This is a genomic window from Pseudomonas fluorescens (assembly GCF_001648775.1).
Lineage (GTDB): Bacteria > Pseudomonadota > Gammaproteobacteria > Pseudomonadales > Pseudomonadaceae > Aquipseudomonas > Aquipseudomonas fluorescens_M.
Genome location: NZ_LVEJ01000010.1, coordinates 442923 through 465102 on the forward strand (window position 1 = coordinate 442923; position 22180 = coordinate 465102).

Here is a 22180-nt window from a genome sequence, read left to right on the forward strand (position 1 = left end):
ATCATGCGTAAGACTGCCCTTTTCGCTCTGCTTTGCCTGTCTGGCCTGACCCAGGCCGCGCAGATGCCAGTCGCTGCCCTCCCCGGCGGCGTACTCGTCTACAAGAACGTGCAAAGCATTCGTGAGCGCAAGTTTTCCGACATCGTCGAACAGAAAACCGATTTCAGCTGCGGCGCTGCTGCACTGGCGACGGTGTTACGCCAGGCCTATTGGCTCGACGTCGATGAGGAGCACATCATCAAAGGCATGCTGGTCAACGCTGACCAGGACCTTGTTCGTACTCAAGGGTTTTCCATGCTGGACATGAAGCGCTACATAGAAAGCATCGGCATGCGCGCCAGGGGTTACAAGATTCCGCCGGAAAAACTCGATGCTGTAACCATCCCGGTGGTGGTACTGATGGAAATTCGCGGCTACAAGCATTTCGTGGTTCTGCAGCGTTCGGACAAGGATTGGGTTTACATCGGAGACCCGGTATTAGGCCACAAGCGCTACAAACACGATGACTTTGTCAAAGGTTGGAATGGAATTGTTTTCGCCATCGTTGGCCCCGGATACGACAAGGCGAATGCCCTGCGTAGCCCACCGGTGCCATTGACCGCCAAGAACAAGCTGGATGGTTTCAACCCTGTCAGAGATGCTGAATTGATGGACTTCGGGTTCATACAGAGCGACTTCTTTTAATCGCCGATTATAAAGAATGGGGCTGGATGTCCCGGGAGCAGCAGATGAAAACCTCATACTGGCTGGCCGCCGCCTGCCTGGCAGCGAGCGCGTCAGGCTATGCCAATGCAGGATTCAAGCCTATCGAGATACAGGACAAGGAGTTGTCCGAACTACGTGGACGTTACGTCATGCCGGGGCGGATTATCAGCTTCGGCATTGTCATGAGCAGTACCTGGCGCAACGCCAGTGGCGATCTGATCGGGGCCGCGACCTCGATGCAACTTCAGGCAGCAACGGTCAAACCCGAATTCTATGTGCAGACGATCAAGGAGCACGGCAACGGCAGCACCCTGCCAACCGGCACCGGCACGATCACCGGTGGCGCCGGCCTCGACAGCAGCCAGGGCGTGACGCAAAGCGTGCGTGCCGCTGGCGATAGCAACACGGCCTATAACAATGTTGCCATTAACGTTTCGGAAGCCAATCAGGCCCCGGCGCTGGTGCCCGCACAAGGGCAGGCACTGATGGCCGGGCAGACTATCGGCGGCAGCAATGCTGCGGGCAGCGTGGCCGTTTCGGCCAACGGCGGTGGGGTACAAATGGCCATTCAGGCCTCTGGCAATCAGGGCACCGCCCTGCAACAGGTCGCCCAAGGCGGCTTGCTGCAGAACACTCGTTTGCTCGGCAGCGCCAACGTGGTCAACAACATGACTCAACTCAACGTCGTCCTCAACAATAACGGCATGAGTGCCGGCGCACTGGACTGCAACCTGACGCAACTCAGGGCACTACGCAATATTGGATATTGAACTACGCTGAGTCTCGATCATTGGGCTTAAAGGGACGGCTTATTCATGTATCGATCAGTATCACTGCGTGCCGCTGTTTGTTTGAGCACCCTTCTACCTGCAGCCATGCTGCAAGCGGCACCGGACGCCGATGTAGAAGTTCTGAAACAAGAGCTTCTGGAGCTGAAGCAACGTTACGAAGTACAACAAAAAGCCCTGGCGGTGCTCGAACAACGGGTCCGTCAGGTCGAAGATCAACCGGCGGCGCCACAACCCAAACGCCTGGCCAAGTCGCCGTCGGACCTCAAAGGCAATCCAAAAGTGGCCACCGGCACCGGGGCCGCAGCGGCGTCGGGGGGCGCAGCCGGGGGCAGTGGTGCTTCTTACGGGCAATCGCTGGCAGATGATTCGCAACCGGCACAAAGTGTGTCCAACCTGTACGACGAGGCCAGTGGCTTCTTCGGCGGTGGCAAATTCAGCTTCGAAACCGGTATCACCTACTCGCGCTACGACACCCGTCAGTTGATCCTCAATGGCTTCCTGGCACTGGACTCGATTTTCCTCGGGAACATCAACCTCGACCGGATCAAGGCCGACACCTGGACGCTTGACCTCACGGGCCGCTACAACTTCGACAATCGCTGGCAGTTCGACCTGAACGTGCCGGTGGTCTACCGCGATTCGACCTATCAGTCCGGCGGTGGCAACGGTGGTGCGTCCAACGTCACGACCGAACAGGACGTCGACCGCGACCCGACCATCGGCGACGTCAACTTCGGTATCGCCTACAAATTCATGGACGAATCGGTCAACACGCCGGATGCCGTGGTCACCTTGCGCGTCAAGGCGCCAACCGGCAAGGATCCGTTCGGTATCAAGCTGCGCCAGACCGATGCCAACTCCAACCTGTTCGTGCCTGACACCTTGCCTACCGGCAACGGCGTCTGGTCGGTCACCCCGGGTATCTCGCTGGTCAAGACGTTCGACCCGGCCGTGCTGTTCGGCAGCTTGTCCTACACCCACAACCTGGAGGAGTCGTTCGACGACATCAGCTCTACGGTCAACCAGAAAACCCCGGGCAAAGTGCGCATAGGCGACAGCTTCCAAATCGGCGCAGGTATCGCTTTTGCGCTGAACGAGAAGATGAGTATGTCGTTCTCGGTGTCTGACCTGGTGCAACGCAAGAGCAAGCTGAAACAGGATGGCGGGGATTGGGAATCGGTGGTGTCCAGCGACGCCAACGCCGGTTACTTCAACGTCGGCATGACCATTGCGGCCACCGACAACCTGACCATCGTACCCAACCTGTCCATCGGCATGACGGATGATGCCCCGGACTTTTCCTTCAGCCTGAAATTCCCGTACTACTTCTAAACGTGCAGCCACACAAAAGGCCCGTTGCGATCCTCTCGCAACGGGCCTTTTGTGTTTCCCCGCCCTAGCGGATCTGGTGCTTGTGCAGCAATCGGTAAAACGTCGGGCGGGACACGCCGAGGACTTTCGCGGCAACGCTGAGGTTATCGCTGTGCCGGTTCAATACGTCGCACAATGCCTGGCGTTCCGCACGCGTCTTGTAGTCTTCCAGCGTACCCATCGGTGTGGCGATCGAATGCTGGCTGATCAAGCCCAGATCACGCGCCTCGATCTGCCGGCCCTCGGCCAGAACCAATCCACGCCGCACACGGTTGGCCAGTTCACGCACATTGCCCGGCCAGTCATGCTTGCCCATGGCAATCAGCGCGTCTTCGCTGAAACTGCGGGGGCGGCGACCGGTTTCATGGCTGTAGAAGTGCGAAAAATGGTTGGCCAGCATCGACAGATCACCGTGACGCTCACGCAGCGGCGCGGTGACCACTTGCAGGACGTTGAGTCGGTAATACAGGTCTTCGCGAAAGCGCTTCTTCTCGATCGCCGCCTCAAGATCAACGTGGGTTGCCGCCAGCACACGGACGTCAACGGGGATCGGCTGACTGCCGCCGACGCGTTCGATGTGTTTTTCCTGGAGAAAACGCAGCAGGTTGGCTTGCAACTCCAGCGGCAGATCACCGATTTCATCGAGAAACAGCGTGCCGCCGTTGGCCGCTTCAATGCGCCCGACCTTGCGCTGATGTGCGCCGGTAAACGCGCCTTTTTCGTGGCCGAACAGCTCGGACTGAATCAGGTGCTCGGGAATCGCCCCGCAATTGATCGCCACGAACGGTTTGCTGTGTCGCTGCGACTGGCGATGCAAAGTGCGCGCGACCAGTTCTTTACCGGTGCCGCTTTCGCCGCGAATCAACACCGGCGATTCGGTCGGCGCCAATTTGCTCAGTAACTTGCGCAGCTCGCGGATCGGTTTGCTGTCACCGAGCAACTCGTGCTCAGGCTGGTCGACGTGAATTGTGCCCTGCCCGCGCAAACGTGCCATGCCGAACGCGCGGCCGAGGGTGACCTGGACGCGCGACACGTCAAACGGCAAGGTATGGAAATCGAAAAACCACTCGCACACAAAGTCGCCGACATTTTGCAGGCGCAAAACTTCCTGATTCAGCACGGCGATCCATTCAGTACCGCTGCGGCTGATCAGTTCTTTGACGGCTTCGGGGCGTTCGAGGTGAAAGGGTTGTAATCGCAGCAAGCCGACGTCACAACTGCGGTCGGCGGCATTTTCCAGGGAACAACTGTCGACATCCCACCCTACCGCGCGTAAACCGGGTAATAAGCGGTGGCAGTCGTCGCACGGATCGACCACCAATAAACGTCGTAACGCAGGCGCTTCGCTCATGACTGTTCCTTGGCGCCAAATTTTAGGAAAAGGTTGTAAAAACAGTCATTTGGCAGACCTGGCTGTAACATTAGCAAGAATTTGACAGCACCTTGTATCGATTGCTTATAGGTGTACAAGCTAACTAGTTATAAGGGCCGGCTTTGTTAGTTAGCTATCGACTGATTCCAGTAACAAAGCTTTCATTGCGCTTTCAAAAGCGCTCGCGAAATCGGCTATATGAAAGAAAGTGGAAATTTCTTTGTTTCGAGTGTGACCCGCTTGCGGGTTGCGTGCATCAGTACAAGTAACCAGCCGAACGGTAAGCCCAACCGACGGCACATCACTTGATTGGGCACTACAGAGAGAAGACCCCATGACCGCCCCGCTCCGTATCAACGAAGCTCTTTTGATTGCCAACCACGCGTTCAAACCGTTCCAGTGCGTGGCCTGGGCGCCACAAGACGGCAATGGCGAACTAAGCCTGACCGTGATCGACCGGACCAATTCGCGTATTGGCCGCAAACAAATTCCAAGCAGCGCCTACTCCGATCCGGCGCAACTGGAACAACTGCTGCAGCAAGCCCGCGCGGAACTCAGCGAAGAAGGCTACAGCTTGCAATCGTGGTCGATGCCACACTAATCGCCGGATCATGCGGATGACGTTAAGGTCATCCGCCCGCTTCGCTTAGTTGTAATCTTTTTATCGTCAGCTACTTTTGTACAACTATTGGCAACAGGCTCAGGCGTAACTGCTTGGCAGGCTTGCAATTGGTTCAAAAAGACACTGTTCTGGCACAGTACGACCCTCCACCTGTTAGTTCTTACAGTTGTACTTCTTTCTGTTCAGGGATTGAATGTTCCGCTCATGCAGTTACCCAGCCGGTTCCCGGTGATGGTCAACTCGCAAGGAGATGCGTGCATGTCCAGCCTGAACGCTTATGCGCTCCCGACGTTATTGAATAATGCCGGTCAACTCGACACAACTTTTGCCGTCAATGGCGTTGCTCAGGTGTACTTTGCCGGTAGCGTGTCCAGCCTGACTCAGGATGTCGCGCTCGATGCGCAGGGGCGAATCCTCGTCGCGGCAAAAATCGGCAGCGCCGAAGGCAGTCGTTTCGGCCTCGCCCGCCTGCTCGCCGACGGCTCCGCCGATCTGACCTTCGGCGATCACGGCAGTGTGATCAATACCTTCGCCCCGGGCTTCGAAGCCACCGCCGGCAAGGTGCAGGCGTTGCCCGATGGGCGAATCCTGCTGGCCGGTCTGCATTATGAAAACAGCCATCGCACCTTGCCCGCCCTGGCCTTGTTCGATGCGCTAGGTAATCCGGATCCCTCGTTTGGCGAGAATGGCCGTCAGGTGGTTCGTCTGCCTGGCGATTTATCCATGGGGTCCCGCGATAACTGGCTGCCACCGGGCGTACCGGGCGCCGAGGCCTGCGACTTCGCGGTACAGCCGGATGGCCATATCTTGCTGATCGCCAACCATCACTTTGAACTGGCCGACCATGCCGGCATGCTGATTCGGCTCAAGCCCGACGGTCGTCTGGACGAGACGTTCAATGGTCGCGGCTTCGTGATGATCCGGCACCTGCTGCTCAATACCTGGCTCAGTCGTTTGTTGTTGCAGGACGATGGGCGCATCGTCGTCGCCGGTTCCATCGATTTCCCTCAGGAAGGTTTGTTGGCGCGCTATCTGCCTGACGGCCGTCTGGACGAGCGTTTCGCGGTGGATGGCTTTCTCGCCTTCAAGGCTCATGGCAAAAGTGCTCAGGTCAGTCAGGTGCTGGAATCGGCGGACGCCCTGCATTGTTTCGGCAGCAGCCGCGACCCGATCCGTTGCCTGGCGTACAGCCTGCACCCCAACGGTCGTCCGGACCTGCACAGCAACGGCGGTCAACCGCATCTGCTGGAGATCGGCCCGAGCGGCTGCCAATGGAGTGCAGCGCAGTGCATGGCGGACGGTCGAATCATCGCTGTCGGTGCGACGATTGGCGGGGTCGAGGCTGACTTCATTGTCGCTCGCTATTGCTCCAACGGCTGTCTGGACGACAGTTTCGGCGGCGGTCGCGGCTGGTTGCGTACACGCCTTGGGCGCAGCCTCGACACCGCCAACTCGCTGGCATTGCAGGCAGACGGCGCGATTCTGGTGGGCGGTTATTCACTGGATGGCAACTACCGGGCGATGGTCGCGCGGTATCTCAATCTGTAAGCCCCTTCTACCGGGGTATTTTTTCGCCAGTTACAACTTGAACTTGTCCGACACATGCGGCAACTTGCGCGCTTCTTAATACAAGGAGCAACCGATGTCCGGTTCAATGGCGCAGGCGTTCGCGCAAAACTTCCTCGGGCACTCGCCACGCTGGTACAAGGCGACCATCGTCGGCTTCCTGATCCTCAATGCCCTGGTGTTGTTCACAGTCGGCCCGGTCGCTGCGGGCTGGTTGCTGGTGATCGAATTCATCTTCACCCTGGCCATGGCCCTCAAGTGCTATCCGTTGATGCCCGGCGGTTTGTTATTGATCGAAGCCCTGTTGCTGAAGATGACCACGCCGCAGGCGCTTTATGATGAGCTGGTGCACAACTTTCCGGTGATCCTGCTGCTGATGTTCATGGTCGCCGGCATCTACTTCATGAAGGACCTGTTGCTGTACCTGTTCTCGCGGCTGTTACTCGGCGTGCGTTCGAAAGCTGCACTGGCGTTGATGTTCTGTTTCTTGTCGGCGTTTCTCTCGGCGTTCCTCGATGCCCTCACCGTGACGGCGGTGATCATCAGCGCCGCAGTCGGTTTCTACTCGGTGTATCACCGCGTGGCGTCGGGCAATGATCCGCGTCAGGACAGTGAGTTTGGCGATGACCAGCACCTGCCGAAACTGCATCATGACGATCTGGAACAATTCCGCGCGTTTCTGCGCAGCCTGTTGATGCACGGCGCGGTCGGCACAGCGCTGGGTGGCGTGTGTACGCTGGTTGGCGAACCGCAGAACTTGTTGATCGGCCATGAGATGGGCTGGCACTTCGGCGAGTTCTTTACGAAAGTCGCGCCGGTGTCGCTGCCGGTGTTGGCGGCAGGCCTGGTGACCTGCGTATTGCTGGAGAAACTGCGCTGGTTCGGTTACGGCACACTGCTGCCGGACAACGTGCGCGCGGTGTTGGCCAACTATGCCGCCGAAGACAACGCCGAACGCACCACGCGCCAACGCGCGGCCCTGCTGGTGCAAGGCGCTGCGGCATTGATCCTGATCGGCTGCCTGGCTTTTCACATCGCTGAAGTCGGCCTGATCGGCTTGATGGTGATCGTGTTGATCACCGCATTTACCGGCATTACCGACGAGCATCGGCTGGGCAGCGCGTTCAAGGACGCGATGCCATTTACCGCGCTGCTGGTGGTGTTCTTTGCCGTGGTCGCGGTGATTCACGACCAACAACTGTTCGCGCCGTTGATTCAGTGGGTACTGGCGCTGCCGGTCGAGCAACAACCGGGCATGCTGTTTATTGCCAATGGCCTGTTGTCGGCGATCAGTGACAACGTGTTTGTCGCGACCATTTACATCACCGAAGTGAAACAGGCATTCCTCGCCGGCCACATGAGCCGCGAGCATTTCGAAACCCTGGCGATCGCGATCAACACCGGCACCAACCTGCCGAGCGTGGCCACGCCCAATGGTCAGGCCGCGTTTCTGTTCCTGCTGACCTCGGCGATTGCACCGCTGGTGCGTTTGTCTTATGGGCGGATGGTGTGGATGGCGTTGCCGTACACCTTCGTGATGGGCTTGCTCGGTTGGTATGCGGTGAGCTACTGGCTCTGACAAGCACTGAATAAACCTGTGGGAGCGAGCCTGCTCGCGAAGAGGGAGTGTCCGACAACTGATTCGTTGAATGACACACCGCTTTCGCGAGCAGGCTCGCTCCCACATTGTTTTTTCGGTGGTGTCAGCGAGGGAGGATGTATTTCTCGATCGCTTGCGCCACGCCATCTTCGGTGTTCGGCGCAGTAACCACGTCGGCCTGACGCTTCACCGCCTCCTCCGCCTGGCCCATGGCAATCGACCAGCCTGCGCAATGAAACATCGCCGGGTCGTTGCCGCCGTCACCAATCGCAGCGGTCTGCTCCAGCGGTATGCCCAAGTGCTCGGCCAGGGTCGCCAGCGCGGTGCCTTTGTTGGCTTCCAGCGCGGTGACGTCCAGATACACCGGCTGCGAGCGCGACACCTGCGCCATGCCGTTGACCTTGGGCAGCAAGCGCGCCTCGAGTTCGATCAACAGTTCGGTGTTGTGACTGGTCGCGACGATCTTGTCGATGCGCTCCAGGTACGGCTCGAAACTCTCGACCACCACCGGCGGATAACCGAGACCGTGCTGTTCGCGCGGCACCATCGGCCCGTGCGGATCCTTGAGCAACCAGTCGCCACCGCTGAACACCCAGATTTCCACATCCGGTTGATCGGCGAACGTTGCCAGGGCAATCAGCGCGGTTGTGGCCGGCAGGTAATGCGCGACCAACAAACTGCCATCGGGATTGACGATAGTGCCGCCGTTAAACGCCGCTGTCGGCAGGTCGACGCCCAAGGCTTCGATCTGCTGCAACATGGCTTTTGGTGGCCGGCCCGTGGCGAGGCTGAACAACACGCCAGCCTCTCGCAGCGAACGCACCGCATCGATGGTGCGCTGGCTGAGCGTGTGATCGGGCAGCAACAACGTGCCGTCCATATCACTGAGCAGAAAACGGATAGGTTGTTTCGGCGCGTCACTCATCCGAGGCCATGCCAGACGCGACCATCGCGAGTCAGCAAGTCTTCGGCGGCTTGCGGGCCATCTTCACCGGCGGCATAAGTCTGCACACTGGCGTCCTGCTGCCAGGCGTCGAGGAACGGTTGCACCGCACGCCAGCCGTTCTCGATATTATCGGCACGCTGAAACAGCGTCTGATCGCCGGTCAGGCAGTCGTAGATCAGGGTTTCGTAACCGGTTGACGGCTGCATTTCGAAAAAGTCTTTGTAAGCAAAACCCAGCTCGATGTTGGCCATGTTCAACGCCGGCCCCGGCCGTTTGGCCAACAGGTCGAACCACATGCCTTCGTTTGGCTGGATCTGGATGCGCAGATAGGTCGGCTGCAATTCGTCGACTTCGGTGTCACGGAACTGCGCGTACGGCGCCGGTTTGAAGCAGATGACGATTTCGGTGTCACGCACGCTCATGCGCTTGCCGGTGCGCAGGTAGAACGGCACGCCGACCCAGCGCCAGTTGTCGATCATCACTTTCAGCGCCACATACGTTTCTGTGGTGCTGTCCGGCGAGACGTTGGGCTCTTGGCGATAACCAGTTAGGGACTTGCCGTCGACCGAGCCGGCGCTGTATTGGCCACGAACCGAATTGGCCCGCGCCTCTTCAGTCGTCCACGGACGAATCGCGCCAACCACCTTGGCCTTCTCACCACGAACCGCGTCGGCGCCGAACGCCGCCGGCGGTTCCATGGCAACCATGGCCAGCAACTGGAACAGGTGATTGGGCACCATGTCACGCAGCGCGCCGGTGTGTTCGTAAAAGCTGCCACGGGTTTCGACGCCGACAGTTTCCGCCGCGGTGATCTGCACGTGGTCGATGTAATGGTTGTTCCAGAAGGCTTCAAACAGGCTGTTGGAGAACCGGCTGACCAGAATGTTCTGCACGGTTTCCTTGCCCAGGTAATGGTCGATCCGATAGATCTGCTTCTCGGACATCACCTTGAGCAAACAGGCGTTCAGCGCTTCGGCGGTTTGCAGGTCGGAACCGAACGGCTTCTCGATCACCACCCTTCTGAATGCTTCGGGGGTTTCTTCGAGCAAGCCAGCGCTGCCGAGTCGGCGCACCACTTCACTGAAGAAACGCGGCGCGGTGGCCAGATAGAACACCGCATTGCCGGTGCCGCTGTCGGCGATTTTCGCCGCCAGCGCGGAATAAGTGCTGTCGTCGAGGAAGTCGCCCTGGACGTAGCTGATACCTTTGGCGAGCTTGGCCCACAAGGCCGGATCAAGCATCTGATCGCCCTTGCCGACCTTCGCCGCCACTTCGGTACGGATGAAGTCTTCGAGCTTCTGCGCGAAGGCCTCATCGGTAATGGCGTTGTGGTCAACGCCAACGATCCGCAGATTTTCGTCAAGCAAGCCGTCGCGACTGAGGTTGTACAGCGCCGGCATCAGCAAGCGCTTGACCAGGTCGCCGTGGGCACCGAACAAAAACAGCGTGGTCGGTGGTGCGGGTTCTGCCTTGGATTTTCTGCGGATCGTATGGGTCATTTCTTCGGTGTCTCCACATGGCCGCCGAAGCCGAAGCGTTGGGCCGAAAGAATCTTGTCGCCAAAGGTGCCCTGACCGCGCGAGCGGTAGCGCGAGAACAGCGAGTTCGACAGCACCGGTACCGGCACCGCTTGTTCCATGGCCGCTTCGATGGTCCATTGACCTTCGCCGCTGTCGGCGACGGAGCCGGAGAAACCGTCGAGTTTCGGATCGCTGGCCAGTGCATCGGCGGTCAGGTCGAGCAACCACGACGACACCACGCTGCCACGACGCCAGACTTCGGCGATGTCGGCCACGTTCAGATCAAAACGCTGATCTTCCGGCAAGCGCTCGCTGGATTTGGTCTTGAGGATGTCGAAACCCTCGGCGAACGCGGCCATCATGCCGTACTCGATGCCGTTGTGAATCATCTTCACGAAGTGCCCGGCACCGGCAGGACCGGCGTGGATGTAGCCGTGTTCGGCGCGATGGTCATCGGACTTGCGATCCTTGGTGCGCGGGATGTCACCCATGCCCGGCGCGAGTGCGGCGAACAACGGGTCGAGGCGCTGCACGGTTTCAGCGTCGCCGCCGATCATCATGCAATAGCCACGCTCCAGGCCCCAGACGCCGCCGGAGGTACCGACGTCGATGTAGTGCAGGCCCTTCTCGGCCAGAGTCTTGGCGCGGCGAATGTCGTCCTTATAGTTGGTGTTACCGCCGTCGATGATGGTATCGCCGGCTTCGAGCAGCGTGCTCAGGGTGTTGATGGTGTCTTCGGTCGGCGCGCCGGCCGGCAGCATGACCCACACCGCGCGCGGTTTGGCCAGGCCGGCAACCAGTGCCGGCAAGTCGGCGACGCCGGTGGAGCCCTCGGCGACCAGGTTATCGATGAAAGCGGTATTGCGGTCGTAAACAACGGTGGTGTGACCGTTGAGCATCAGACGTCGCGCAATATTGCCGCCCATGCGGCCCAGTCCAATAATCCCGAGTTGCATGTGCTGATGCTCCTTACTACAAATAAATGTGTGTCATTGGTTATAGCCCAACGCGACTGATGGAGGTTAGTCCAGAGCGTTGCGATGAAGTTTCCGGGCATTGTGCCCGATCCAGACTGATAACGCCCCGAATCCTGTCGAAGACACACCGACCATGAAAAATAAAAAAGTTCCATTCACAGGCAAAAGAAATCAAAATCGGCGCCGATAGTAAGTCTGCACCCGCCACGCGGGGCGACCTACAGTTGATGCACGCCATTTGCGAGGTGAGCAATGGGCACAGTACACACAGCAATGCCGCCACAAACCCTGTACGTGACGATTCGTCGCGATGAATTGCGCCAGTTGAAAGACGAGCGTGACCAGTTGAAGCAGCAACTGGCCCAACTGCAATCGGCTTATGGCTTGCAGTCGAAACCCTTGCCGGTCGTTCAGCGTCACCCGCACGCCTGATCCTCCCCTCCCCTCGGGAACCGCAGCCGCTGTTCCCGACGCGATGTGCCCCCTCGCCAGTCAGGCAAACTAACAAACTTTTCACATTCGCTTCGTAATACTCCGCCCCATTCTGGCCGTACCTGCGTGTACGGCCTCCGTTCGTCGGCTTCATGGATGTTCCGGCGGTGGTTGTAACGAATGAGCTGGAGCGCCGAATGGCATTGTTCAAACGCAGCAAAACGACTGCGACAGGTTTCGACTGGGCCGGTCTTCTCTGGCTATTTGTATTTTTCTGGTACTTCTCGGGTATCACCCAACTGCTGATCCAGCTGACCGGCACCTCCGGTTTTAGCGGATTCCGTCAGGCGTTCTTCATGAGCGCGCTCTGGCTGGCGCCGATGCTGCTGTTCCCCAAGCGCACCAAACTGCTGGCGGCATTGATCGGCGTGGTGCTGTGGGCTTGCTCGATGGCCAGCCTGGGTTACTTCTTCATCTATCAGCAGGAATTTTCGCAGAGCGTCATCTTCATCATGTTCGAGTCGAACATCTCTGAAGCGGGCGAGTACATGACCCAGTACTTTGCCTGGTGGATGGTCGCAGCGTTCCTCGCCCACACCGCGTTCGCCTACTTCCTGTGGACACGCCTGCGCCCGGTGTACATGCCCCGTGGCCGCGCGCTGGTAGCAGCGACGGCCATCGTGATCGCAGTAGTCGGTTATCCGCTGGTCAAACAGACCATGAGAATGGGTAACTTCGAACAGGGCTTCGAAAAATTCGAAACCCGTATCGAGCCGGCGGTGCCGTGGCAGATGGCTGTGGCTTATCACCGTTACCTGGATACCCTCGCCGACATGCAGGGCATGCTGCATAACGTCAGCAAGATCCCGCCTCTGAAAAACCTCAAGGACGCGGCGGCCGATCAGCCGAAGACCTTGGTGCTGGTCATCGGTGAGTCGACCAACCGTCAGCGCATGAGCCTCTACGGCTATCAGCGCAACACCACGCCGGAACTGGACAAACTCAAGGATCAACTGGCGGTGTTCGACAACGTCGTCACCCCGCGCCCGTACACCATCGAAGCATTGCAGCAAGTGCTGACCTTCGCTGACGAAGAGCATCCGGATCTGTACCTGTCCACGCCATCGCTGGTCAGCATGATGAAACAGGCAGGCTACAAGACCTTCTGGATCACCAATCAGCAGACCATGACCAAGCGCAACACCATGCTCACGACGTTCTCCGAACAGGCTGACGAGCAGGTGTACCTGAACAACAACCGCAACCAGAACGCCGCGCAATACGATGGCGACGTGATCGAGCCGTTCAACAAGGCACTGGCTGATGCGGCCCCGCGCAAGCTGATCGTTGTGCATTTGCTCGGCACGCACATGAGCTACCAGTACCGTTATCCGCCGACGTTCGACAAGTTTCAGGACCGCACCGGCGTGCCAGCCGGCGTGCGTGACGACCAGGTACCCACCTACAACAGCTACGACAATGCCGTGCTGTACAACGATTTTGTCGTGTCGAGCCTGATCAAGGATTACGCCAAATCCGATCCGAACGGCTTCTTGCTGTACCTCTCGGATCACGGTGAAGACGTGTTCGACTCGGTGGGCCACAAGACCTTGGGTCGCAACGAAAACAAACCGACCGCACCGATGTACACCATTCCGTTCATGGCCTGGGCATCGCCGAAGTGGAAAGCCACCCACGACTGGAACTTTGTCGGCGATCTGGATCGCCCGTACAGCAGTTCGCACCTGATCCACACCTGGGCCGACCTCGCGGGTTTGAGTTTTGATGAACTCGACCACAGCAAAAGCCTGGTCAGCGACAGCTTCAAGGCGCGCCCGCTGCTGATCGGCGACCCCTACCAGACCGAACAGCGCGCGTTGATCGACTTCAGCCTGATGAAGCCGAAAAAACCCGAGGCGGCCGTCGCGGACGCCACAGAGCAGTAAAACCAAAGGGGCCTCCAACGGCCCCTTTTTTAATGCCCGAAACACCTTCAGATAATAATATTTCTCGTTTGTTACTAAATCGCATCCAGCCTCTTCGTCTTTGAACCAAAGGAAACTTTCCCTCGACGACAAGGAGTCGGCTGCGATGTTCGCGCCCATTACCCGTTCCATGACCCTCACCCTGGGTCTCTGCAGCGCTGCTTTGAGCGCTGATCTGTTGGCTGAAAACGATGCTGAAAAGCCACCGGAGTCCGCCGCACCGGCTCTCGAACTGGCCGCGACCAACGTCAGCGCCGAAGGCCTGGGCAGCACCACCGAAAACACCGAGTCCTACACCACCGGCGCCATGAGCACCGCGACCCGCCTGAACCTGTCGATCAAGCAAACCCCGCAATCGGTGTCCGTGGTGACCCGTCAGCAGATGGACGATTTCAAACTCGGTACATTGACCGAAGCCATGCGCCAGACCACGGGCGTGGTGGTCCAACATCTCGACTCGGATCGGGTCGGCTATTCGTCGCGCGGCTATGCGATCAATAACTTCCAGATTGACGGGATGCTCAACACTTTCGGCCGGATGAAGTCCGACGCCGATACCATCATCTACGATCGCATCGAGGTGGTACGCGGTGCGACAGGCCTGACCACGGGCGCCGGCGATCCGTCGGCAACCATCAACATGGTGCGCAAGCGGCCGACCGCCCAATTGCAGGCGCTGGCCGGGGTCAGCGGTGGCAGCTACGACGATTACTACAGTTACGTGGACGTCGGCGGACCGCTGGCCTTCGATGGCCGTTTGCGCGGCCGCACGGTGCTGGCGTATCGCGACAGTCAGTCGGTCCGCGACAAATACGCCCTGCAACGCGAGGTGGGCTACGGCATTCTCGAGGCCGATCTGACCGAGTCCACCGTGTTGGCGGTGGGGTATGACTATCAGGACAAACAGGTTCAAGGCACATCCTGGGGGACGGTGCCGTACTGGAATGCCGATGGCAGCAAGGCCGGGCTCGGGCGGTCGACCAACATGGCGACTTCGTGGAGCTCCTGGCCGCTGCGCGACAAGACGGCCTTCGCCACGCTCGATCAACAGCTGGCCGGCGGCTGGCACCTGAAAGCGGCGTACACCCACCGCAAAAGTGATTCCGACGGCAAGACTTACTACGGGGGTGGCGGTTTCCCCGAGGCTGATCGCAGCGGAATGACCGCCTATATGGGGCACATGATCGGCGATCAGAACATGAAGGCTTACGACTTCAACGTCTCCGGCCCTTACTCGTTGCTGGGGCGTGAACATGAGTTGATGCTCGGTTATGGCGAAGCCGAATACCGCGCCGATTCGCCCTACACCGTTGACGGCCCGCGCGCGGCGGATTACGAAAGCATTCGTGACTGGAAGTACATGGGCAATATCGGCAAATTCCCTGACACCGTGACTGGCCTGAACGGTTCCAAAAGCAAGACCCTGCAGAAGGCTGGTTACCTGGCCACGCGCCTGAGCCTCACCGACGAATTGCATGCCGTGCTCGGCAGCCGTTATGGCAGTTGGGAAGAATCCAGCCGCGACAGTTACTACGACAGCCAATTGCAGTTGAGCAGCGTCGATGCGACCAGTCAGCGCCAGAATGACATCTGGACACCCTACGCGGGCCTGCTCTACGACCTGACGCCGGAATACACCGCGTACGTCAGCTACACCGACATTTTCAAGCCGCAAAGCAATCGCGACAGCAACCGCAAATACCTGGAGCCGGTGGTCGGCAGCAATTACGAGTTGGGCCTCAAGGGCAGTCTGCTCGAAGAGCGCCTGAATCTGTCGACCGCGCTGTTCTGGAGCAAACAGGACAACATCGCCGAGGTGGATGACTCGGTACCGCCAGACCCGGCGACCGGCGAGGAGTTCTACAAGAGCGGTGGCAAGGGCAACAAGGTCAACGGCTTCGAAGCCGAAGTGTCTGGGGAAATCCTCGCTGGCTGGAACATGACCGCCGGCTACACCTACACCCACTCGGCCAATGGCGAAAAGCAACGCAGCAACACCAACCAACCGCTGAACATGTTCCGCTTGTCCACGGCTTATCGCCTGCCGGGCAACTGGAACGCGCTGACCGTGGGTGGCGCGGTGAACTGGCAGAGCGACGTCTACGGCACTGCCAATCGCCCGGTCGGGCGCGGCGCCAATGGGCGCATCATCACCGAACGCACGCGCATCAGTCAGGACGCCTACACCGTCGTCAACCTGATGTCGCGCTACGAGTTCGATCGACACCTGTCGGCGTCACTCAACGTCAACAACCTGTTCGACAAGAAGTACTACGACAATGTCGGCTTCTACAACGGCGTGTACTGGGGTGACCCGCGCACCGTCACCCTGAGCCTCGACTGGAAGCTCTGACCCCACCTCCAGGCACGGCACACCGTGGTTTCAGGTGTGTCGCGTCTGTCCGATAGTGCCTCGCAACATGCTGCAAAACCTACACTGAACGGGCGTTAACCCGGTGTTAATTCATGCCGCACAGACTCTCTTTCGAGATCTGCTTCATGGACGAACGGCTCCCACTTGTTCAGTAGGAGGCACCATGAAAATCACTACCGCAATTCTTGCCGGGCTGTTTGCCTTGGGTTCTGCCAGCGTTTTTGCCGAAGGCGGCGCTGAGCGCATGCACTATTACTACGACAACTTCCCGGTCCACCACGACCAGAGCGCGCAGAAGAGCGACGCCAACGCGAAAGAAATTCGCGTTCCCGCCGATCAGACGGCGCAAGTGACCGAGTCGTACCGTAACTGAGATCGACCGAGCAACCGATGGACCTTCCATGGCTCCGCTCTGGCCTGGGAGAAGACAGTTTGGCGCCCTGATTGGGCGCCTTTTTTATGGGCATTGAGCGGGGTGTTCGACCTTATGCTGTCGCGAGTTCGCAGAGAGGGTTGGGTCAGCAAGATCCAACCCCCTCACCCCAACCCTCTCCCCAAAGGGGCGAGGGGGAAAGGGAGCCGATTTTCATGCTTTTCAAAACCTGAGTTCGGCTTGATGTTTCAGATCGGCGTATCTCGCCCAAACACCTCGGTCAGTCCCCTCTCCCAAGACACAGGAGCTGTTTTGTGTGCTTTTCGAAACCTGAGTTCGGCTTGATGTTTCAGGTCGGCGTACTTCGCCCAAACACCTCGGTCAGTCCCCTCTTCCAAGACACAGGAGCTGTTTTGTGTGCTTTTCAAAACCTGAGTTCGGCTTGATGTTTCAGGTCGGCGTACTTCGCCCAAACACCTCGGTCAGTCCCCTCTCCCTTTGGGAGAGGGCTAGGGTGAGGGGCTTCTAGGCTTGGAGGTTTTTGATCCAGAACAGCATCTGCCCGTGGGCCGGGTCGAACATGCCCGGCGCGAAGCCGAACTTGCGATAGGAGCCCTGCGCCACGGCGTTGCCTTCCAGCACTTCGAGGGTGATCTTGCAGCAACCGCGCTGACGGGCGATTTCTTCAACTTTTTGCAGCATTTTCTGGCTCAGACCCAAGCCGCGGAATTTGCTGACCACGGCCACGTCATGCACGTTGACCAGCGGTTTGCAGGCAAACGTCGAGAAGCCTTCAAAGCAGTTGACCAGCCCGGCCGGCTCGCCCCCGACGAAGGCCAGCACACTGAACGCATGCGGGCGTCGGGCCAGCTCATCAGGCAGTCGGCGCAGCAAGTCAGGGTCGAGCGGATGACCGCCGCCCATGGGGTCTTCTGCATAATGATTGAGCACGATACCGATGGCCTCGGCGTGCGTTGGATTGCTGTAGCTGGCTTGAAGTACAAGAATTTCTGCGGAATCCATTTCCATCCCCGAACACACAAAAGCCCCGGCGCGCAAAGTGCGCACTGAAAGGCAACCTGACCTTAGCGCGGGCGTGATCCGCCGGGCAACCGGCAAATGCAAAAGATCGTTCGCTTGATCAGTGGCCCCAGATCAACTCTTCAGTCCAGCCCAGTTCGGCAAAGTCTTCGGCGCGCAGAGTGCTTTCGCCGGCGCAAAAGAATTCATCCAGTTGCGGCGGCTGCACCGGCGTATCACTGAGCATCGCGTGCACCTGGCCACGGTGATGGATCTGATGCTCGAACAGGTGCGAGAGCATGCGCAGACGGCTGTCGTGCTGCGGTGTGTCGCGGGCGATGGTGACGATGCGGGCCAGCTCGGCATCGCGCAATTGCTCGCAATAAGCGATCAGTCGCCGATCGACGTGGGCCTGCTCTTCGCGCAGTGGTTGCGCGTCAGTGAACGGCTCGTCCTGATTGAAAAACACATAACAATCCGGATGCGGCTCCGCACCACGCAACTCGCGTTCCAGCGCATCGACGTAGAACCAGTCGCAGGTCAGGATGTGATTGAGGGTCAGGCGAATGCCTGGAAAGAAGCTCACCCGTGGCGCCACTAGATCGGCCGCGTCAAGTTGCGTCCAGGCCTTGGCCAAACGGTGATTGGCCCAGGCATTTTGGTAAGCCATGGTCAGCAAATGATGGGACAGCGGCTGGGTCATGATTGCGCCCTCTTCACTCAAGCTTCGGCAAAGCGCTGCAGTTGCATCTCCTGCAAACGACTGAGGGTGCGGCGGAACGGGAATTCCAGATAACCCTCGGTGTACAGCGCGTCCATCGGCACCTGCGCCTCGACATACAGCGGCACCTTGCGGTCGTAGCACTCGTCGACCAAGGCAATGAAACGCCGCACCCCGTCGTCGTGAACGGACAACTGCGGCAACTCACGATCCCCCGCCACCACGCGTTCGGCGCCATCTTCGGTTCCGCGCGCGATGCGCCCTTCGCGCTTCTGTGCGCTGAGGTTGGGGACGTCGCTCAACAGAATAGCGCGGTAGGTGTCGCACAGCGTGATGAAGTCCATCGCGGCGAAAGGTTGCTCGCAGAGATCGGCGTAGCGACACCACAACACCGTTTCGCTGGCCTGCACCACGTGCAATTGTCGATGGCCGACCGACACCGCTTCAGCGTGAGCCGATTGTCCCGCCGTCAGCGTTTCAAAGACTTGCTGTAACGCGCTGGCCGAGCCCGCTGTGGCAACAAAGTAGCGTTGTTCCAGCGCGCCCGGATGCAGCCGATGATCCTCGGCGCCGTTCACCGCGACCACTTGCATGTGCGCCTTGATCGCGGCAATCGCCGGGACAAACCGGTCACGGTTGAAGCCATCGGCATACAAATCATCCGGCGGCAGGTTGGAGGTGCAAACGATCACCACGCCTTCATCGAACATCACCTGAAACAGGCGACCGAGAATGATCGCGTCACCGATGTCGTTGACGAACAGTTCATCGAAACACAGCACCCGCACTTCGCTGGCGAGTTCTTTAGCCAGTGCGCGCAACGGGTCGGCAATCCCGCTGAGCTGAAACGAGCGCTGGTGCACCCAGCCCATGAAATGGTGGAAATGCTGCCGTCGCGCCGGCACCCGCAGGCTCTGATAGAACTGGTCCATCAGCCAGGTCTTGCCGCGTCCGACCGACCCCCATAGATAAACGCCGGCGACCGATCGGGCACCGGCGTGCAGGGCTTCATGGCATTTTTGCAACGCCCAGACTGCGTGTTCCTGGGCTTCATCCTGGATGAAGCCCTTGTGCTGAACGGCGTGTTGCCAGGCGCTGAGAGGAGAGTCGAAAGTCATGCGCGGCAGTATGCCACGATGCCTACAGAGAAATATCCAGCCGGGCGATTTTGCCTTGGTTGTTGAGGCGCAACGTGTAGCGCAATTGCGCCGGGCTGCCGGGAAACGTCCCGCTGATCAGGCCGTGCACCAGCACTTTGCCGGTGCGCTGCTACACGTCGAGCACTTCGACCCGCAGTTGATAGCGTTGCGCGGTGTCTTGCATCCATTGCGCAATGGCTTGCGGGCCGATCTGATCCTGGCCTTCATCGAACACGTTGGCATCCTCGGCAAAAAAACTGCCGACGCGACGGGTATCACGCGCGTTGGCCGCGTCAAGGTACGCAGCGATCGCCGGGGCCAGTGCAGAGCCTGGTGTCAGAAAATGGCAGGAGTCTGGCGCCGGTGATGAGCAGGTTTGACCGTTGAGCGGCAAGCGTCTTGACAGCGAATATTATCGGCATAATCTTGGCGAAATATTTCGACCGTAATTTTATCAAACCAGACGAATTTCCATTGAGGACGTTGCCATGCATTACAAGGTTTTCGGCCGCAAAACCGGTCTGCGTGTTTCTGAACTGGCGCTCGGCGCCGGCAACTTCGGCACCGGTTGGGGCCACGGCGCCGAACGTGACGAAGCCAAACGCATCTTTGATGGCTTCCTCGAGGCCGGCGGTAATTTCATTGATACCGCCAATGGCTATCAAGGCGGGCAGTCGGAATCGATGCTCAGCGAATTCATCGCCCCGGAACGTGATCGCCTGGTGATTGCCACCAAATACAGCATGGGCACAACCCCGGCCGACGGCATTTCCCACACTGGCAACAGCCGTAAAAACATGATTCGCGCGGTTGAGGAAAGCCTTAAACGCCTGAACACCGATCACATTGATTTGTTCTGGGCGCACGTGACCGATGGCGTGACGCCGATGGAAGAAATCCTGCGTGGTTTTGATGACCTGGTGCGCGCCGGCAAGATCCACTACGCCGGTTTGTCGAACTTCCCGGCGTGGCGCGTTTCCCGCGCTGACGTGTTGGCAGAACTGCGTGGCTTTGCGCCGATTGCAGCGATTCAAGTCGAATACAGCCTCGCCGAGCGCACTGCCGAGCGCGAATTGCTACCGATGGCTGAAGCACTTGGCCTGGCGGCAACCCTGTGGTCACCTTTGGCCGGCGGCTTCCTCACGGGCAAATATCGCGGCGGCGATGACAACAATCGTGCGAGCAAACTCGGCATGTTGGTGCATGCGGAAAAAAGCGCCCGCGAAACCGCCCTGCTCGATACGTTGCTGGCCGTAGCCGCAGAAATCGACGCCAGCCCGACCCATGTCGCCATCGCCTGGCTTCGCGAAAAAGCCCGACGCTCGACTACCGCGCTGATTCCGATCCTCGGCTCGCGCACCCGCGAACAACTCGACGCCACCCTCGGCGCACTCGAGGTGCAACTGAGCGAACAACACATGGCGCGCCTTGAAGACAGCAGCAGCGTGCCGGCCGGTGTACCGCACGAGACGATTGCCAGTGCCACACCGCGCTTTACCGGCCCGCAAACGCTGGACCTGCCGATCATCCCGGCCGCCTGAATCGAGGCCTTCGAAAGCGGGCTCCTGCAAGGGATCGAGGACCCCATGTGGGAGCGAGCCTGCTCGCGAAAGCGGTCTGTCATTCAACAGCGATGGCGCCTGAATTGACGCCTTCGCGAGCAGGCTCGCTCCCACAGGGGTTATGTTGTGCTGATTAAATATCGACCTTGTGTCTGGCGGCGTACAGGCAGAGCATTTCCATCGCCAGGGTGGCCGCTGCCAGCGAGGTGACGTCGGCGTGGTCGTAGGCCGGGGCGACTTCCACCACGTCCATGCCCACCAGGTTGATTCCGCGCAAACCACCAAGAATCTCCAGCGCTTGCACAGTGCTCAAGCCACCGCAGACAGGCGTGCCGGTGCCGGGCGCGAAAGCCGGATCGAGACAGTCAATGTCGAACGTCAGGTACACCGGGTTATCGCCGACCCGCGCACGAATCGCTTCGACAATCGCGTCGCAGCCGCGCCGATGCACTTGCCGGGCATCGAGCACCTGAAAGCCCATATGATCGTCGTTGGTGGTGCGCAAACCGATCTGCACCGAACGCGCCGGATCGACCAGGCCTTCGCGCGCTGCGTGCCAGAACATGGTGCCGTGATCGACCCGCTGGCCCGCCTCGTCCGGCCAGGTGTCGCTGTGCGCGTCGAAGTGGATCAGCGACAGCGTGCCATGTTTGCGCGCATGGGCCTTGAGCAGCGGGTAGCTGATGAAATGATCGCCACCGAAGGTCAGCATCGCGCTGCCGGCGTTGAGAATGTGCTCGGCATGCGCTTCGATGCTTTGCGGGATGCTCTGCGGCGAGCCGTAATCGAAATCGCAGTCGCCGTAATCGATCACCGCCAGATGATCGAACGGGTCAAACGTCCATGGCCAGTGGCGTTCCCAGGCGATCCCGGTGGACGCGGCGCGAATCCCGCGAGGCCCGAAGCGTGCGCCCGGGCGATTGCTGGTCGCGGTGTCGAACGGCACGCCGCTGACCGCGACATCAACGCCGCGCAAGTCGCGGCTGTAACGCCGGCGCATGAAACTGGTGATCCCGGCGTAGGTGCTTTCAGCGGCGGTGCCGTAAAGGCTGTCGCGGGTCATGGCCTGGTCGTTTTGCATTGGCACGTCCATCGGTGTGCTCC

Annotated in this window: 19 protein-coding genes and 1 pseudogene; 11 read left to right on the forward strand and 9 right to left on the reverse strand. The window is 59.4% G+C overall.

The window, feature by feature from the left end; all coding sequences use genetic code 11:
* Positions 1-3 precede the first annotated feature (3 nt).
* From A8O26_RS12055 to A8O26_RS12065, 3 genes are read left to right on the forward strand one after another with little or no spacing between them, the layout of a single operon-like run.
* Positions 4-684, forward strand: coding sequence for a C39 family peptidase (locus A8O26_RS12055; RefSeq protein WP_064118195.1), 681 nt, complete (start codon positions 4-6; stop codon positions 682-684).
* A 44-nt stretch (positions 685-728) separates the two neighbouring features.
* Entirely contained in the window at positions 729-1475 is a 747-nt protein-coding gene (locus A8O26_RS12060; RefSeq protein ID WP_064118196.1) for a hypothetical protein, read from the forward strand.
* Positions 1476-1520: 45 nt separating this feature from the next.
* Positions 1521-2828: a transporter gene (locus A8O26_RS12065; RefSeq protein WP_064118197.1), complete on the forward strand. Its 1308-nt coding sequence runs from the start codon at positions 1521-1523 to the stop codon at positions 2826-2828.
* A 64-nt stretch (positions 2829-2892) separates the two neighbouring features.
* Here A8O26_RS12065 and A8O26_RS12070 read toward each other — a convergent pair whose 3' ends face one another.
* On the reverse strand, positions 2893-4218 hold the full coding sequence (locus A8O26_RS12070) for a sigma-54 dependent transcriptional regulator (RefSeq protein WP_064118198.1): 1326 nt from the start codon (positions 4216-4218) through the stop codon (positions 2893-2895).
* Positions 4219-4573: 355 nt separating this feature from the next.
* Between A8O26_RS12070 and A8O26_RS12075 the strand changes: the two genes are divergently transcribed.
* The 3 genes from A8O26_RS12075 (at position 4574) to nhaB (ending at position 8006) form a co-directional block, all read left to right on the forward strand.
* Positions 4574-4840 (forward strand): hypothetical protein, encoded by a 267-nt coding sequence (locus A8O26_RS12075; protein ID WP_064118199.1) that lies wholly within the window; start codon positions 4574-4576, stop codon positions 4838-4840.
* A 279-nt stretch (positions 4841-5119) separates the two neighbouring features.
* Positions 5120-6409, forward strand: coding sequence for a delta-60 repeat domain-containing protein (locus A8O26_RS12080; RefSeq protein ID WP_064118200.1), 1290 nt, complete (start codon positions 5120-5122; stop codon positions 6407-6409).
* Between the two features lie 94 nt (positions 6410-6503).
* The gene (gene nhaB, locus A8O26_RS12085) at positions 6504-8006 is read left to right on the forward strand and encodes a sodium/proton antiporter NhaB (protein WP_064118201.1); all 1503 of its coding nucleotides are present in this window, start codon (positions 6504-6506) and stop codon (positions 8004-8006) included.
* Between the two features lie 124 nt (positions 8007-8130).
* Here the strand turns inward: nhaB and A8O26_RS12090 are convergent, their stop codons facing one another.
* The 3 genes from A8O26_RS12090 to gnd are packed head-to-tail and all read right to left on the reverse strand — an operon-like array spanning position 8131 to position 11449.
* Positions 8131-8952: a Cof-type HAD-IIB family hydrolase gene (locus A8O26_RS12090; RefSeq protein WP_064118202.1), complete on the reverse strand. Its 822-nt coding sequence runs from the start codon at positions 8950-8952 to the stop codon at positions 8131-8133.
* Positions 8949-10472: a glucose-6-phosphate dehydrogenase gene (zwf, locus tag A8O26_RS12095; protein ID WP_064118203.1), complete on the reverse strand. Its 1524-nt coding sequence runs from the start codon at positions 10470-10472 to the stop codon at positions 8949-8951. The genes A8O26_RS12090 and zwf overlap by 4 nt, the downstream gene beginning before the upstream one ends.
* Positions 10469-11449 (reverse strand): phosphogluconate dehydrogenase (NAD(+)-dependent, decarboxylating), encoded by a 981-nt coding sequence (gene gnd / locus A8O26_RS12100; protein ID WP_007914838.1) that lies wholly within the window; start codon positions 11447-11449, stop codon positions 10469-10471. The genes zwf and gnd overlap by 4 nt, the downstream gene beginning before the upstream one ends.
* Before the next feature lie 273 nt (positions 11450-11722).
* Between gnd and A8O26_RS12105 the strand changes: the two genes are divergently transcribed.
* The 4 genes from A8O26_RS12105 to A8O26_RS12120 all read left to right on the forward strand — a co-directional run bounded on the left by A8O26_RS12105 (position 11723) and on the right by A8O26_RS12120 (position 16634).
* Positions 11723-11902 (forward strand): DUF6026 family protein, encoded by a 180-nt coding sequence (locus A8O26_RS12105; protein ID WP_064118204.1) that lies wholly within the window; start codon positions 11723-11725, stop codon positions 11900-11902.
* A gap of 197 nt (positions 11903-12099) precedes the next feature.
* Positions 12100-13848, forward strand: coding sequence for a phosphoethanolamine transferase CptA (locus A8O26_RS12110; RefSeq protein ID WP_064118205.1), 1749 nt, complete (start codon positions 12100-12102; stop codon positions 13846-13848).
* Positions 13849-13993: 145 nt separating this feature from the next.
* Positions 13994-16240: a TonB-dependent siderophore receptor gene (locus tag A8O26_RS12115; RefSeq protein WP_064118206.1), complete on the forward strand. Its 2247-nt coding sequence runs from the start codon at positions 13994-13996 to the stop codon at positions 16238-16240.
* A 184-nt stretch (positions 16241-16424) separates the two neighbouring features.
* Positions 16425-16634 carry a hypothetical protein gene (locus A8O26_RS12120; RefSeq protein ID WP_064118207.1) on the forward strand — a complete coding sequence of 70 codons (210 nt, stop codon included), beginning with the start codon at positions 16425-16427 and terminating at the stop codon, positions 16632-16634.
* A 525-nt stretch (positions 16635-17159) separates the two neighbouring features.
* Here the strand turns inward: A8O26_RS12120 and A8O26_RS12125 are convergent.
* The 4 genes and pseudogenes from A8O26_RS12125 to A8O26_RS12140 form a co-directional block, all read right to left on the reverse strand.
* Positions 17160-17657 carry a GNAT family N-acetyltransferase gene (locus tag A8O26_RS12125; RefSeq protein ID WP_064118208.1) on the reverse strand — a complete coding sequence of 166 codons (498 nt, stop codon included), beginning with the start codon at positions 17655-17657 and terminating at the stop codon, positions 17160-17162.
* Between the two features lie 118 nt (positions 17658-17775).
* The gene (locus A8O26_RS12130; protein ID WP_064118209.1) at positions 17776-18357 is read right to left on the reverse strand and encodes a DinB family protein; all 582 of its coding nucleotides are present in this window, start codon (positions 18355-18357) and stop codon (positions 17776-17778) included.
* Between the two features lie 17 nt (positions 18358-18374).
* Complete coding sequence (zapE, locus tag A8O26_RS12135) at positions 18375-19493, reverse strand: cell division protein ZapE (RefSeq protein WP_064118210.1); 1119 nt, start codon at positions 19491-19493, stop codon at positions 18375-18377.
* Between the two features lie 22 nt (positions 19494-19515).
* Positions 19516-19854 (reverse strand): annotated as a pseudogene (locus A8O26_RS12140) (nuclear transport factor 2 family protein).
* Between the two features lie 148 nt (positions 19855-20002).
* On the opposite strand from A8O26_RS12140, the gene A8O26_RS12145 reads away from it, so the two are divergent.
* Positions 20003-21055, forward strand: a complete 1053-nt coding sequence (locus A8O26_RS12145) for an aldo/keto reductase (protein ID WP_064118211.1) — start codon at positions 20003-20005, stop codon at positions 21053-21055.
* 154 nt (positions 21056-21209) lie between these two features.
* Here the strand turns inward: A8O26_RS12145 and speB are convergent, their stop codons facing one another.
* Positions 21210-22169: an agmatinase gene (gene speB / locus A8O26_RS12150; RefSeq protein WP_064118212.1), complete on the reverse strand. Its 960-nt coding sequence runs from the start codon at positions 22167-22169 to the stop codon at positions 21210-21212.
* Positions 22170-22180 lie beyond the last annotated feature (11 nt).